At 46.3% G+C, this 13,830-nt stretch carries 16 protein-coding genes; 13 read left to right on the forward strand and 3 right to left on the reverse strand.

Annotation, left to right across the window (positions count from 1 at the left end):
- Positions 1 to 112: 112 nt before the first annotated feature.
- Entirely contained in the window at positions 113 to 904 is a 792-nt protein-coding gene (locus PIL01S_RS06190) for a polysaccharide deacetylase family protein (protein ID WP_127536743.1), read from the reverse strand.
- Positions 905 to 1,055: 151 nt separating this feature from the next.
- Here PIL01S_RS06190 and lpdD point away from each other — a divergent pair, with 151 nt between their 5' ends.
- From lpdD to PIL01S_RS06215, 5 genes are all read left to right on the forward strand, one after another.
- Positions 1,056 to 1,397, forward strand: coding sequence for a prenylated flavin chaperone LpdD (gene lpdD, locus PIL01S_RS06195; RefSeq protein WP_127536744.1), 342 nt, complete (start codon positions 1,056 to 1,058; stop codon positions 1,395 to 1,397).
- A 124-nt stretch (positions 1,398 to 1,521) separates the two neighbouring features.
- Positions 1,522 to 2,193, forward strand: a complete 672-nt coding sequence (locus tag PIL01S_RS06200; protein WP_095286502.1) for a PspA/IM30 family protein — start codon at positions 1,522 to 1,524, stop codon at positions 2,191 to 2,193.
- Positions 2,194 to 2,289: 96 nt separating this feature from the next.
- Entirely contained in the window at positions 2,290 to 2,691 is a 402-nt protein-coding gene (locus PIL01S_RS06205) for a DUF350 domain-containing protein (protein WP_095286503.1), read from the forward strand.
- A gap of 23 nt (positions 2,692 to 2,714) precedes the next feature.
- A complete protein-coding gene (locus PIL01S_RS06210; protein WP_095286504.1) occupies positions 2,715 to 3,221 on the forward strand; it encodes a DUF4178 domain-containing protein in 507 nt (168 codons plus the stop codon).
- Positions 3,222 to 3,232: 11 nt separating this feature from the next.
- Positions 3,233 to 3,967 carry a DUF4247 domain-containing protein gene (locus PIL01S_RS06215; protein WP_095286505.1) on the forward strand — a complete coding sequence of 245 codons (735 nt, stop codon included), beginning with the start codon at positions 3,233 to 3,235 and terminating at the stop codon, positions 3,965 to 3,967.
- 125 nt (positions 3,968 to 4,092) lie between these two features.
- Here the strand turns inward: PIL01S_RS06215 and PIL01S_RS06220 are convergent, their stop codons facing one another.
- Entirely contained in the window at positions 4,093 to 4,383 is a 291-nt protein-coding gene (locus PIL01S_RS06220; protein WP_127536745.1) for an HNH endonuclease, read from the reverse strand.
- Between the two features lie 166 nt (positions 4,384 to 4,549).
- Between PIL01S_RS06220 and PIL01S_RS06225 the strand changes: the two genes are divergently transcribed.
- Both PIL01S_RS06225 and mobB read left to right on the forward strand, forming a co-directional pair.
- On the forward strand, positions 4,550 to 5,818 hold the full coding sequence (locus PIL01S_RS06225; protein WP_127537197.1) for a molybdopterin molybdotransferase MoeA: 1,269 nt from the start codon (positions 4,550 to 4,552) through the stop codon (positions 5,816 to 5,818).
- A gap of 5 nt (positions 5,819 to 5,823) precedes the next feature.
- Complete coding sequence (gene mobB, locus PIL01S_RS06230; RefSeq protein ID WP_127536746.1) at positions 5,824 to 6,363, forward strand: molybdopterin-guanine dinucleotide biosynthesis protein B; 540 nt, start codon at positions 5,824 to 5,826, stop codon at positions 6,361 to 6,363.
- A gap of 167 nt (positions 6,364 to 6,530) precedes the next feature.
- On the opposite strand, the gene xerS is transcribed toward mobB, so the two are convergent.
- On the reverse strand, positions 6,531 to 7,625 hold the full coding sequence (gene xerS, locus PIL01S_RS06235; RefSeq protein ID WP_127536747.1) for a tyrosine recombinase XerS: 1,095 nt from the start codon (positions 7,623 to 7,625) through the stop codon (positions 6,531 to 6,533).
- A gap of 171 nt (positions 7,626 to 7,796) precedes the next feature.
- Here xerS and PIL01S_RS06240 point away from each other — a divergent pair, with 171 nt between their 5' ends.
- The 6 genes from PIL01S_RS06240 to rbsD all read left to right on the forward strand — a co-directional run bounded on the left by PIL01S_RS06240 (position 7,797) and on the right by rbsD (position 13,818).
- Complete coding sequence (locus tag PIL01S_RS06240) at positions 7,797 to 8,285, forward strand: GNAT family N-acetyltransferase (protein ID WP_127536748.1); 489 nt, start codon at positions 7,797 to 7,799, stop codon at positions 8,283 to 8,285.
- Between the two features lie 243 nt (positions 8,286 to 8,528).
- Positions 8,529 to 9,425: an aldo/keto reductase gene (locus tag PIL01S_RS06245; protein WP_127536749.1), complete on the forward strand. Its 897-nt coding sequence runs from the start codon at positions 8,529 to 8,531 to the stop codon at positions 9,423 to 9,425.
- Between the two features lie 385 nt (positions 9,426 to 9,810).
- The gene (locus PIL01S_RS06250) at positions 9,811 to 11,055 is read left to right on the forward strand and encodes an MDR family MFS transporter (RefSeq protein WP_127536750.1); all 1,245 of its coding nucleotides are present in this window, start codon (positions 9,811 to 9,813) and stop codon (positions 11,053 to 11,055) included.
- Between the two features lie 501 nt (positions 11,056 to 11,556).
- Positions 11,557 to 12,546, forward strand: coding sequence for a LacI family DNA-binding transcriptional regulator (locus tag PIL01S_RS06255; protein ID WP_095357426.1), 990 nt, complete (start codon positions 11,557 to 11,559; stop codon positions 12,544 to 12,546).
- Positions 12,539 to 13,420 carry a ribokinase gene (rbsK, locus tag PIL01S_RS06260; RefSeq protein ID WP_127536751.1) on the forward strand — a complete coding sequence of 294 codons (882 nt, stop codon included), beginning with the start codon at positions 12,539 to 12,541 and terminating at the stop codon, positions 13,418 to 13,420. The genes PIL01S_RS06255 and rbsK overlap by 8 nt, the downstream gene beginning before the upstream one ends.
- A complete protein-coding gene (rbsD, locus tag PIL01S_RS06265) occupies positions 13,417 to 13,818 on the forward strand; it encodes a D-ribose pyranase (protein ID WP_127536752.1) in 402 nt (133 codons plus the stop codon). The genes rbsK and rbsD overlap by 4 nt, the downstream gene beginning before the upstream one ends.
- Positions 13,819 to 13,830 lie beyond the last annotated feature (12 nt).

Raw genomic sequence — 13,830 nt, forward strand, 5'->3', positions numbered from 1 at the left:
AAGGGTGCCTTTATGACACGATTAACGTGAAATAAGGGTACCCTTTTTCTTTATTAAAACGCGCAATATTGGTAGTTCCATAACTTGTGTGTTTGGTTTGCGAAGCCGAGTATTATTTGCTTTTTGGCAATTGCAGCATTTCGTCCAAAGTCACCAGATTAAAGCCCCTGCATCGCAGTTCATCTATAATCTCCGGAAGTGCTCCAATGGTACCGGATAGATTGGAGCCCACACCTCCGCCCGCATGTTGAAGAATGATGGAGCCTGGCTTGACTGCAGATAAAACATTCTGCTTCACTTGCTCTTTGCTGAGGCCTTTCCAATCCAGCGAATCCACATTCCAGTTGACGATGCTGTATTGCTGTCTTGCGGCCCATTGCAGCTGTTTCTCATTAATGTCCCCGTATGGAGGACGAATCATTTTAGGTGTATACCCGGTCAGTTTACGAATAATGTCGCCGGTATGTAGAATTTGTTTGCGAAAAGCATTCAAAGACAGCTTACTGAATTCAGGGTGGTTGTAACTGTGGTTCCCAACAATGTGACCTTCCCTAACGATCCGTCTGACGAGGTCGGGATGTTTCTCTGCCCGGTTGCCGACAATAAAAAAAGTCGCTTTTACATTATATTTCTTTAAAATATCCAATACCTGCGGAGTGAAGCGCGGATCAGGCACATCATCAAAAGTCAGTGCTACCTGTCTGGTTGAAGGTCCATTGGTCTTGAACGTATCGGCATATTTCTGCCTTAGCTGACCGAGTGTCAGTTGTTCATCCTCAGATAGATCCGGCTTTGCAGCAGGCATGCTCTCTGGAACGGGTTTGGCCAGCAGTTGTCCAGGTGAATAGTTTCCACTCATAAACATAAGGATCAACATGGAGAATGCGATGAGGCGAATACGCATGATACAGCCTCCTTTGTCAAATTGCGTTCTCTTTGGTATGCCCGCGGTGATGGTCCATTATGCATAAATGTGAGAAGTTTCATTGTCCAATTCGGTCGATAAGCTCATAATTCCACCATTACATATACACAAAAAGGATGGGTGGACTAGGATGAGTACGTATGATTTGAAATCGGTTCGATTGCAGGTCATTGAAGCTGGAGAGGATAAGATATTTTTGGTCACGGGTGGGAAAGCTCATATAGGGGCTGTGGCGACCTTTTATCCGGAAAGAGAACGCGTGGTGGGAACGGCAGTCCATATTCCGGGGCATAAGGAACAGGAATTATGTGAGCGCCTTGCACGTAAGGCCGCAAATTCTCTCAAGGTGACCGTAACCGTTATTATGGGCATTCATTTTGACGCCATTACACGTGTACAGATCGATGAGATCGTACAGACGGCGGAGAAGCTGCTGAGCGACCATTTAACCCTGGCGAATGATATAAAATAGTAGATTTTGGTTGACCCGGAATCGTGTTTTATGATTTTTTTTGGTAAAATTGAAACGGGATGAAGGTTACCACGTATGTATGATTATATACAAGGATGTAATATCGACTAGGAGGAATACCATAATGTCCATTTTCAAACGTTTGCGTGATTTAACAATGTCTAACATTAATGCCATTATTGACAAGGCAGAAGATCCAATCAAAATGACGGATCAATATATCCGTGATATGCAGGAAGATCTGGAAGATGCCGAGAAGGCTGTTGCTCAACAAATCGCGATTGAGAAAAAATTCAAGCAGCTGTTCGAGGAACAGGAAGCATTGGTGAAGAAACGTGAGGAGCAAGCTCATACCGCAGCACGTGCACAGAACATGGATCTGGCGCGCCGGGCTCTGGAAGAGAAAAAAGCTGCTGAAGTAAAAATGGCAGAATATAAAACAAGCTATGATCAAAACAAGGCTTCGGCAGACAATCTGCGCGGCAAGCTGGATGAAATGCGCAAGCAATTGACACAAATGAAAAACAAGCGTGAAACGCTGGTAGCGCGTTACAATGCAGCAAAAGCACAAACTGAAATCAACAAAGCGCTGAACGGATTCAGTTCCGACACAGCTAGTGCTGGCATGAAACGTATGGAAGAAAAAATGATGCAAATGGAAGCACAGGCTGAAGCGAGCAACGAAATGTCTTCCAAAGGAAAATCACTGGATGAAGAGTTCGAGAAACTCGGCAAGGATCAGGCCGTTGAGGATGAACTGGCGGCACTCATGAAGCAGTACGAAAATAAGAACTAAACCTTGCATCTTAGGCAGGGTTCACTAGCGGAGGAGAGACAGCGTTTCTCCTTCGCTTTTAAATGCGGTTCATGTTGATAAGTGGGGGCTGTGTAAATGGATTTGAACATTTTGGCGATGCTGGTCTGGACATTATCTGGCTCGGTTTTGCTTTTTGTATTGATGTATGTGGATTCATTATTTACGAAGTATAAGGATTTTGCAGAAGTTAAGGCAGGGAACATGGCGGTTACGACACGGATGGTCATGAAGCTGTTTGCTCAAGGGTATGTGCTTGCCACTTCGATTTCGACAGCGGGTCATCTGGGTGAAGCGCTGCTTGTATCGGTGGTTTCATTTGTCATCCTGCTTATTCTGGAGAGCGTTGTGCACTTTATGATTCGCACGTGGGCCAATCTTGATTTGGACACAGGAATTCAGCAAGGGAAGACCGGATATGGCTTGTTCTCCGGTGCTTTGCACATCGTAGGCGCATTAATTATTGCAGCTTGTTTATAAGATAACGAACGGGAGTAATGGGTATGAGTGTATGGAAACGGATTAAAGGAATACTAGCCAAACCCGAACCACCACGAGCAGAGAAAACCATGCTGGACCTTGAGCCTGGAGATATCTGTGAGGTCTCGCTCGTTACGTATGAAGTTGTGGGGCGGGTGCAGCATCGTGCCCGAAAAGCGGTGGTACTAACACTGCAGGACGGTACAACGTTTAGACATTTGCATGTAGAAGAAAGAGAATTGACGCGTTATTCCCTCTATACGCCAATTGATGGCCGTCTTGACGCACCAGACGAAGTACCAACCTTACTTGATCTGGACGGACGCGCGTATCATCTGGAGGAAGAATATGGAGGAATGGTTACCACTGCCGGCAGGACACCTTATGGTCAGGCTGGAGAACAATTGGTTTGGCAGTACCAGTCTGATGATAACATGCTTCTGCGTGTGGAATGGCAAGACAGAAGATTTACTCTGTATGAAGGTGAATCCATTCTTCCTGCGGATATCAAAGTGATTCGTTCGAGCTAGGAGAGGTTCCAATGAAAAAGCGCATGGCACTTGGATTAAAATTAATGCTGGTCCTCAGCCTTGTCATGTCCCTGTTGTCCGCGTGCGGGATGCCTTCCGTTCAGGACACTTATCCGCTTGAGTCTGTAAGCGGCAGTGGCAATACGACATCCTATGTGTATCGGGCTGCCGACCGTTCTGTACCGGAAGTCGCTCAGGAGTTATCCGAACAGCGCAAACCTGATCAGATCTCGGCGGAAAATGAAGAGCGGATGTTCCTGGTGTATCAGGACCAGTATTATCATTTGCAGCAGGACCCGAACAAGAAGGAAGATACCTTAATTGAGGTGGATTCCAAAGAATATGTACGTCAGAATTATGATTCTTCCTTTTTACAGGGGTATTTGACCGCAACGCTCATTGGCAATTTGTTTGATTCCTTTGGCGGCAGCGGATACGGAAAGTACAGAGGGTACACCGATCGTGATACGTACAAACCGAATCAAGGTACTTATCGTGCACCAACAAGCAATGACAAAAAGGCAGCTCCGCCCATCACGGTTGACCGAAAAGGATCCATTACCCGGCGGGGAGGAGACACCGATACTAGTGTAGGTTCAGGCGGAGGATTATTTAGCCGTAAAAAGGAACCGAGCACCGGTACCGTCGAACGTAACAAGAGCGGTGGATTGTTCAATTCACCAAAGAGCTCTTATAAGAAACCCAAAACAAGGGTAGGCGGCGGACGAATCATGAGGCGAAGGTAAAGACGAGATTTGCCAGCCTGAAGAGTTTATAGAGAACAGCCACAAGGTAAGGCAGAATGAACCCTGCCATGCAAGCTCACCTTGTGGCTGTTCTTTTTGTTTTATATTAGGAAGTATCGTTTTAATTAGGATCTGCGAACATGATTGGATTTGCGTGTCCGGGGAATGGTGGAAGGTGGCTGTTTGCGAATCCAGCGAACAAAAGGGGCCATTCGTTCATTCTCTCGTAGTGCCTGAAGTTCTGTTAAATGGAGCCTTATGATATCCTGGTTGGTAAATAGCGAATGGATTTGTTTATGACACGGGATACATAGATCAGCAGTAGGCATGAAAGTACCGCCCAGTTCCTTGGGCGTGAGATGATGAACTGTTGTTTCCACAGGCTCTCTACAGCATAATTCGCATCGGCTGCTCATATCTGCTCCTCCGTCCTTACCCCTATTATGGGCATAAGCACACAGTTTCATGTTACCCGCGAGGCGAGTACTTGTCACACCCCTGCTTTCACGCTACACTTTCTTAAACAAGTTCTGTCCCAAGGAGGTCCGTTCCATTTTGAGAATCAATACACATTCAGATGATATGACAAGTCCCAAATTTAACCGTACAGCCGTGCAGGTCGAAGCTGCTCAGGCCAGAATATCACCTCATGTTACTACAGCTTTAGTTGAAAAAGTAACCTTGGAATCTGCGCATGGACGAACGCTGGCAGAAACGATTCATGCTCCGCATCCATACCCTTTCTTCAGAAGGTCAGGTATGGATGGTTATGCGATTGTCAGCAGTGATACAGCTCACGCGTCCAGCGATCAACAGATCTGGCTGCGAGTCGTTGATGAAATTCCATGTGGATATACTTCGGATTTACCCATCACTCCAGGTACCACCGCGCGGATCATGACGGGTGCTCAAGTACCTGAAGGAGCAGATGCCGTTGTTATGCTGGAGATGACCGAAAGCAGGGAACAGGATGGAGAACAATGGATTGCCTTAAAGCGCCATATCCAGCCCAATGCCAATATAACGCCAATTGGATTGGAAGTTCAGGAAGGACAACTGCTGCTTGAAGCCGGAACGATCATCCAGGCAGGAGAACAATCCGTATTGGCTACTTTTGGTGTGGCCGATGTACCGGTGTTTCGACGTCCGAAAGTTGCCATTTTTGCAACGGGAACGGAATTGCTGGAGGTGCATGAGCCTTTGCAGCCTGGACGCATTCGTAACAGCAACAGTCATATGCTCCGATCCTTGGTCGTGGAGGCAGGTGGCGAACCTGTGATGTATGGATCTATAGCCGATGATGTGGATACGGCTCGTGCTAAACTGGCAGAAGCAGTCGAGCATAACGATATCGTTGTGACCACTGGAGGCGTATCGGTTGGGGATTATGACATCATGGGGGATCTGGTACGGGAAGGCAACATGGAGATGCTGTTTAATAAAGTGACGATGCGACCAGGAAGTGTTACGACAGCAGCGGTTGTGAGTGGGAAGTTACTATTTGCCCTATCCGGTAACCCGGGAGCTTGTTTTGTAGGATTCGGACTGTTCGTGCGGCCTACCATTCGCATAATGCAAAACGATGCCCGGCCTTATTTGGAAGAGTGGACAGCGACCCTGGATCAAGAATATACAAAAGTGAACAATTTTACGCGATTCGTACGGGGGCGCACAGAGATTCGGGATGGCAGGGTATATGCAATGCCCGCTGCGTCACGAGTCGATGAGTCCAGCGTCATGATTACCATCAAGGACAGTGATTGTCTGATCATCATTCCGCCTGACAAGAAAGGGATTGCTGCAGGAGAACAGGTACGCATACTTAAGCTGCCAAGTGGACAGGTGAGGTAGGGCACATGGTCAACAAAAGGACACTTCCACACATTGTGCAGATCGTGGGATACAAAAATACGGGGAAAAGCACCTTAACTGCAGAACTCACGAGATATCTTTCTTCGGAAGGGTTACGGGTTGCCGTCATTAAGCATGACGGACACGATCATTTCCAGATGGATCATGAAGGAACAGATTCATTTCGTTTCAATCAGGCGGGGGCCACCGCAGTGATTGTAATGTCGGAGAAGCGAACGGCTATCATCGAGCAGCAGCCAACCAGTCTGGAGAAGATGCTGACTCGTCTATCGGATTACGACTGGATTCTAATTGAAGGATACAAAGCGGCACCCTATCCCAAACTGGTGATGATTCGTGAAGAACAGCATGTGGCTATACTTCAGAAGCTAAAGGGAGTGATGGCAGTTGTTTCCTGGTTTCCGAGAGAATCCTTGCAATCCTCATGCAGTGAACCTGATCCGCTCAGCGATGTGGTTTGGCACTCTGTGCAGGAGCCAGAATTTATTGTTCGATGGTTGCTGGAACATGTGAATAAAGGGTAGACAAGGACGGGGAAGAACTTGGTGTGATCGAAAGAGTAATCCAGGTTCATTTCAGCAAACTCTACAGTATTCGTTATCAAAAAAATATTGAATAAACGAAAAAACAGCGGATATTCTTACTGGTCATCAGTAAAAAGTATCCGCTGTTTGATTGCTATGGGAGTCTCCTATGACCCCGTACCTTCCGAACGACGCTCAATGGCTTCAGACATCGTTTTGTCCGTAAGATGTGCATAGATTTCGGTCGTTTCTGTCGAAGCATGCCCAAGCTGTTCCTTGGTTTTATAGATGTCGTTTTGCAGGTAATAGTCTGTCGCAAAGGAATGCCTCAGTTTATGCACCGTCAGATACGGTTTGCCAAAACATTTGGCATATTTCATAATCATGGCCTGAATCGCTCGTTTGGTCATACGGCTGCCTTCAGACTCACCGTTACGAAGCGCAATGAATAATCCTTTTTCCCGTTTGGGTGTGCGATACCTTGATTGCCGGAGCTGCATGTAGTTGGCTAGTTCATCCTTGGCCTGCTCCCTGAAATATACGGGTGTTTTGAACGTTTCATCATTGTTACCTTTGCGGTAAACATATAACAGTTTGTTGTTCAAATCCAGATCATCGACATTTAAATTAACCACTTCGGATACACGCAGTCCGGAATTCAGAATAAGACTGGCGATGCAAGCATCCCGTTCTTTGTTGAGTTCATGGGAATAGAGGGCTTGTTTGTTTTTTTGCATGTCGATTGCATATCCTTCGAGGATATATCCGATAAACTCAAGCAGCTCCTCATCCTCTAATAGTTTCCCTTTGAGCTTTGCCGCAGTGTCCTTTGGCTTGTGTGTGCGTTTGATCTCAATCTTGGCCATAATATTTCGCTTCAGCAGCGGATAGAAATCTTCATCTTCGGCAATTTGGCTCAAATAATGAAAGAGGGAGCGCAGAGAAGACAGTTTGCGGGATACCGTAATTCTCGAATTGGCTCCTTCGCGTTTAGTAGCGAGGAACAATCGGAACGAGGTTACCGAATCCATCCGTAATACTTCTAGTTCAGTTAACGTCACTTCCCGGTTCGACTCAGCCTGGGACAATCCTTCAGCACGCAGCCAACTGAAAAAAGTATCATAATCCCTTAAGTACTCCAGCAGGGTAGAGGGTGATAAATCGGGAAGCTTATAGTCAATGAATTGCTGAACGAACCAAGGCATGGAAGGCAGTTTATCATCCAGCTTGCGTCGATCAATCTCTTTTTGCACATTGGTCAAGTTCGGCACCTCCTGGTTAATTCTTCTTCTAAAAGTCTATGTCTTAGTGTACCATAATTTGCTTGGTCACAGCCTGTTCAAGGAATAGTGCAGAGGAGGGCTGTATTCTTGCCCTTCGCCTTACAAACCTTTAAAGTAAATAGTATAAGTTAAGCAGAGGAGGTGAACCGGATGAATATGCAAATCGAGCTGGTTCCCCGGGAACGGAGTCAGGTAATTCGGCATTTAATGCAGTTTTATCTATATGATTTTACAAAATATCTGAATATCGATGTGGACAGCAATGGCATTTTTCCGGAGTATCCCGGTTTGGAGGCATTTTGGGAGGAGGAAGGGCGTAAATTTGCTTTTCTCATTACGTGTGATGGAGCCCCGGCCGGTTTTGCACTGGTGGAGCGCTTCGAGCCTGGCAGCAAGGATAACGATTATTATTTAACGGAGTTCTTTGTCATGCAAAAATATCGGCGGAGCGGAATAGGGACTCAAGCGGCACACGAGCTGTTTCATCGTTTTCCGGGAAGATGGAAAGTAACGCAGGTGCGCAACAATGTGATCGCTCAGGCGTTCTGGAGGAAAGTGATCGGAGCCTACACAGGAGGAAGATTTCGTGAGAAATTTCATCCGGAACTCGGTAATCCGAGCCAGTTTTTTGTAACGTAAAAGTGTGTGAGGAACTAATCGACTGTCACTATACATATTGGATTGAACTAGGAGCGTGTGACACGATTAGATCCGATATTTCATGGACAAGAACAGAGGGCACTTTTCTTATACGGATTTTAAATGTTTGTTGGAGAAATAGATCTAAAGTGGGTGCGATGTTCGTCTAACGGGTAATAACCCATAGAGTTGTCAAGCTTTCATAAGTTGTACCTATATTAATGAAGCTCGGAGGAATCAATCATGGAACTGCGCGAATATGGAAACACAGGCATGAAAGTAAGCACGCTCGGATTTGGCGGATCCGAAATCGGAAGCAACGTATCCAAACAAGACGTGGAAACACTTCTGAATACCGCTTTGGATGCCGGATTGAATGTCATTGATACCGCCGAATGTTATGGGGACAGTGAGGAACTGATTGGAGATGTACTTTCGCATCGGCGCGATGACTATTATTTGTTTACCAAATGCGGACATGCTGCCGGGATAGATGGACCTGATTGGGACGCCAAGGTGCTGGAGCAAACGATTGACCGCAGTCTGAGAAGACTCAAAACGGAATATGTGGATGTCATTCATTTGCATAGCTGTTCTGAAGAAGTTCTCCGGCAAGGGGCGGTAATTGAAGTGCTGCAGCGAGCCAAGGAAGCCGGAAAGACCAGGTTTATCGGGTACAGCGGGGACACAACGGACGCGTTGTACGCGATTGAAACCGGGGTGTTCGACAGTTTGGAAACTTCGCTAAATATTGCAGACCAGGAAGCGATTGATTTGACATTGCCGGAGGCGAGAAAAAGAAACATGGGTGTCATTGCCAAACGACCGATTGCCAATGCAGCATGGACGTTTGACGCGCTCCCCGAAGATGCCTATCCATTCGTATATTGGAGACGGTTGCAGGAGCTGGGCTACGGTTTTCTGACAGGTAATGATGTGCAAGCGGCGGTTGAAACGGCTCTTCGTTTCACGTTAAGTACGGAGGGCGTTGATACAGCGATTGTTGGAACAACGAAGCCGAACCGGTGGCAGCAAAATGCTGATCTGGTCGCAAAAGGATCTCTTCCGCAGGAGCTGTACGATGAAATCAGGGCACGATGGAAGGAAGTCGCCGGAGCAGATTGGACCGGACGTACGTAATTGAAGAATAGAGGAAACGGTTCGACAGAGAACCGTCGATTTTTGAAAGCCGCCCTCGGGCGGCTTTTTTTAGTTGAATCTAGGCATCCAAGCTACAGGAGACAAGAAAAAATAATAGAAGAAGAATTTGAAAATATAATAATTATAATATTACAACATATGAAAAATTCACAACAATAAACATTCTTCGTGTATCCGCAAGAGATATAGATAAAGTGTAAGCCTGTGACGAGAAAAAGGGCGAGGATTAAGCCTAAACGTAAAAAGTCAAGTTCGTTTTCCAAATAAAATGTCCCTCTAGTAAGTCGACGGGCCGTATAATAGAATTCATACATATGTTGATAAGAACATGTAAAATCAGGAGTGGTCAACAAGGGGGAACAGCATGGCTTCACAGTTAAAACAAATTCATCCATTGGCATGGACGATTATCGTCGGTACCATCTTTGGACGTATGGCGACTTCAATGAGCATTCCGTTTCTGTCCATTTATTTGACACAGCAGATGGGGGCGTCGCCAACTCAGACAGGCCTAATCGTGGCCGTGAGCGCGCTCGTCGGTGTTTTTGCCAGCTTCTATGGTGGATACATCTCTGACCGAATTGGTCGTAAAAAAGTGTTGTTCATGTCAGTATTTGGCTGGGCGCTCGTATTTATTGGGTTTGCCCTATCGGACCAGATCTGGCTGTTCTTTATCATGAATGCACTCAACGGCATCTGCCGGGCGTTATTTGAACCGACATCCAGGGCGTTGTTATCGGATATCACACCACCGTCAAGCAAGCTGCTTGTATTCAATCTGAGGTATGCAGCGATAAATCTGGGGGTTGTGTTCGGACCGCTGCTGGGACTGTATTTGGGATTATCGGATTCCAATTTATCCTTTCTGGTCGCTGGAGGAGTATACATAGCTTACGGTATTCTATTAATTGTTCAATTTATTCTTCATCCTCTGAAGCAGGACGAGCAGAGTTCAGGGACGGCGGAGCCGATCCGTTTGAAACAAGCATTCCGCATTACAAGTGGGGATCCTGTTTTTATGTTTGTTTTGATTGGTACCATCTTTTGTGTGCTCGGGTACGGACACTTTAGCTCGACGCTACCTCAGTACATGGCGATTAACCCGAATATGGTTGATGGTGCGAAATGGTTTGGATACATGCTTTCCTTAAACGCTGTGGTTGTTCTCGCCGTTCAATTTCCGGTGGTTCGTATCGCGAGTCGCTTTCCACCTGTAGTGCCGCTCATGACAGGCAATATTATGGTATCTGTCAGTCTGCTGCTGTTTGGATTGGCGCAAAGCCCATGGTTGCTGGTAGCGGCAGTTGTCATTTTTACGGTAGGAGAAGTACTCATGTTTACGCTGATGGATGTTCTGGTGGATCGGATTGCGAAGCCGGAACTGAAAGGGACATATTTCGGCATGATTGGATTCAACAATCTGGGTAATGTCAGTGCTCCAATCCTGGGCGGCTTTTTGCTGGACAGCTTCGGGGCTAACCAACCACTGCTTATCTTTGTACCAATTGCAATAAGTGCTGTATGCGGAGTGCCTTTTTTGTGGATAGCACATCAACGTTTGCAGGAGAGAGAACAGCAACGAACGATGGAAAATGCACTGGGAAACTAGCCGGATGCGTATTTAAAAAAATTCAAGAACCTTCAAATCACTTTAATGTGAGTCCGAAGGTTCTTTTTCTGATCTACAATTATAATATTTCAACATATGAAAAATTCACAATAACAAAACCATTTTCCGTACCTTGTTTTGACCTACAATCAAGCTACACTTGCGCTCCCCAAATGTTAAAACGAACTTCATTATCCATGAGTAAAAGTCAAGAAAAATCCAGGGGCAATTTGCTCCCTGAGAAGGGCATCATTGCTTTGGTGTAATATCGGTTCAGCGTATTAAATTACACTTGCAAGCAACAAGAACTAAACGATGAAATAAACATTGGAAACGGACAGAAAGTCACGTTAACCGTGGCTTTTTGTGTTCAAATATTCAATAGCATCAGAAAAAACAAAACAACTTGGATAAATTTCCAGCGAAAAAATGATTGTCAAATAAAAAGATATGTGATAATTTAATGTCTGTAACCGGTTACACATAGAGGAGAACAAATTCATGACAACAATCAAAGACGTAGCGAATTTGGCTGGCGTATCAGTAGCCACCGTATCTAGGGTCATCAATGACAGGGGTTATGTACATGCGGATACACGCAAGAAAGTAGAAGATGCCGTGAAGGCGCTTAACTTCTCCCCTAATGAAGTAGCTCGCTCATTATATAAACGTAAGTCCAAACTGATTGGTCTGCTGCTGCCGGATATTGCAAACCCTTACTTTCCACAGTTAGCTCGGGGTGTAGAAGATCGGATGCAGGAGCAGGATTTCAGGCTGATTTTCGGAAATAGTGATGAGGATGAATCGAAGGAGCAGGATTACATCCAGACGTTTATCCAAAATAACGTAGTAGGAGTAATTTCATCCACGAACTACCCTCATTCTCCAATATATGAAAAATTAAAAATACCTGTTGTGTTTCTTGACAGGACTGCACTGGATAGTCCTTCTGTCTATGCAGACGGAAGAGAGGGCGGACGATTGGCAGCAAGAGAGATCATCAAGCGCGGTAGTCATCGGATAACCGTTATGCAGGGTCCGTCACATATCAAGCCAGCACAGGATCGGTTCGAGGGAGCCATTGAAATCATCCGGGATGCCGGATTGGATTACCATGTGATCCAGACGACCTCGTTCTCTTTTAACGAAGCGGGATTGTGGGCAGAAGAGCTGTTCAGCAAATATGGTGACACGGATGGAGTTATTGCCAGCAATGACATTGCAGCTATGGCGGTACTGCATGAGGCTTCGCGAATCGGGAGAAAGGTTCCTGACGATGTGCAAGTGATCGGATTCGACGACATTCCGATGAGCAGCCTGTTATCACCCGCATTGTCAACCATTCGCCAGCCTGCATACGAGATGGGCAGGGAAGCGGCGGGATTACTTATCGGACTTGTGGAACAAGCTCCAATTGAGAACAAAAACATACAGATGCCCGTAAGTTTTATCGAACGAGGCACAACGAGAAAGGTGAATTCAGATGGCTAAAATATGCGTAATCGGAAGCAGTTCCATGGATCTGGTCGTTACTTCTTCAAGACGTCCTGGGGCGGGTGAAACCGTCCTCGGGGAAAGTTTCAAAACAGTACCTGGCGGTAAGGGAGCCAATCAGGCGGTTGCTGCTGCAAGACTGGGTGGTGAGGTAACGATGATTGGCCGGGTAGGAGACGATGCTTTTGGTCAAGACATTTTGAATAATTTCGAAGCAAATGCTGTAAATACGCAAAATGTGAAACCGGTTACACATTCAGAAAGCGGAACGGCTCATATCATACTGGCGGAAGGTGATAATAGCATTGTATTTGTTGAAGCTGCCAATCGCGAAGTCACTCCGGCGTATGTTGATCAAGCGGCGGAAGTGATCCGCAATGCCGATATCGTACTGATCCAGCAGGAAATTCCGGAAGAAACCGTTGTCCGTGTGAGCAGCCTGTGTGCTGAATACGGAACACCACTGCTGCTTAATCCGGCTCCAGCGAGAACAGTGCCGCAGGAAGTCATTGACAATGCTGCCTACATCACGCCGAACGAGCATGAAGCCGAAATCCTTTTTCAAGGCATGAGCCCGGCTGAGGCATTGCGCAAATACCCAAACAAACTGTTCATAACGGAAGGCAGTAAAGGTGTTCGTTACTTTGACGGAGCGGAAGAAATCCTCGTGCCAACATATAAAGTGGAGGCAGTGGATACCACGGGTGCAGGGGATACATTTAATGCTGCATTTGCGGTCGCCTTAGCGGAAGGCAAGCCGCTGCAGGAGAGCATCCGGTTCGCCAATCGTGCCGCATCGTTGTCCGTGACCAAGTTTGGAGCACAGGGCGGCATGCCGACGAGAGACGAAGTGGAGGAGAGTTTATCATGAAAAGAAACGGCATACTAAATAGTCACATTTCTAAAATACTATCTGATTTAGGTCATACGGACATGATTGCCATTGCGGATGCGGGTCTCCCCGTTCCAGAAGGGGTGCTCAAGATTGATGTGGCTTTGAAACTCGGAACGCCAAGTTTTCAGGAAGTGGTTGAACTGATCGCAGAAGACATGGTCATTGAGAGAGTAATCGTGGCAAAAGAGATCAAGGAAGGCAATCCGGAAGCTCTGCAGTTCGTTACAGATAAATTTGGCAACGATGCCATTGATGATTCCATCAACCACGAACAATTCAAAGCACTAACCCGGCAGGTTAAGGCGGTTGTTCGTACAGGTGAAGCTACACCCTATGCCAATTGCATTTTACAAGCAGGAGTCCATTTTGGTTAAAAGGAGGTTGCA

The organism is Paenibacillus illinoisensis NBRC 15959, from assembly GCF_004000925.1.
GTDB classification, from domain to species: Bacteria; Bacillota; Bacilli; order Paenibacillales; family Paenibacillaceae; genus Paenibacillus; species Paenibacillus illinoisensis.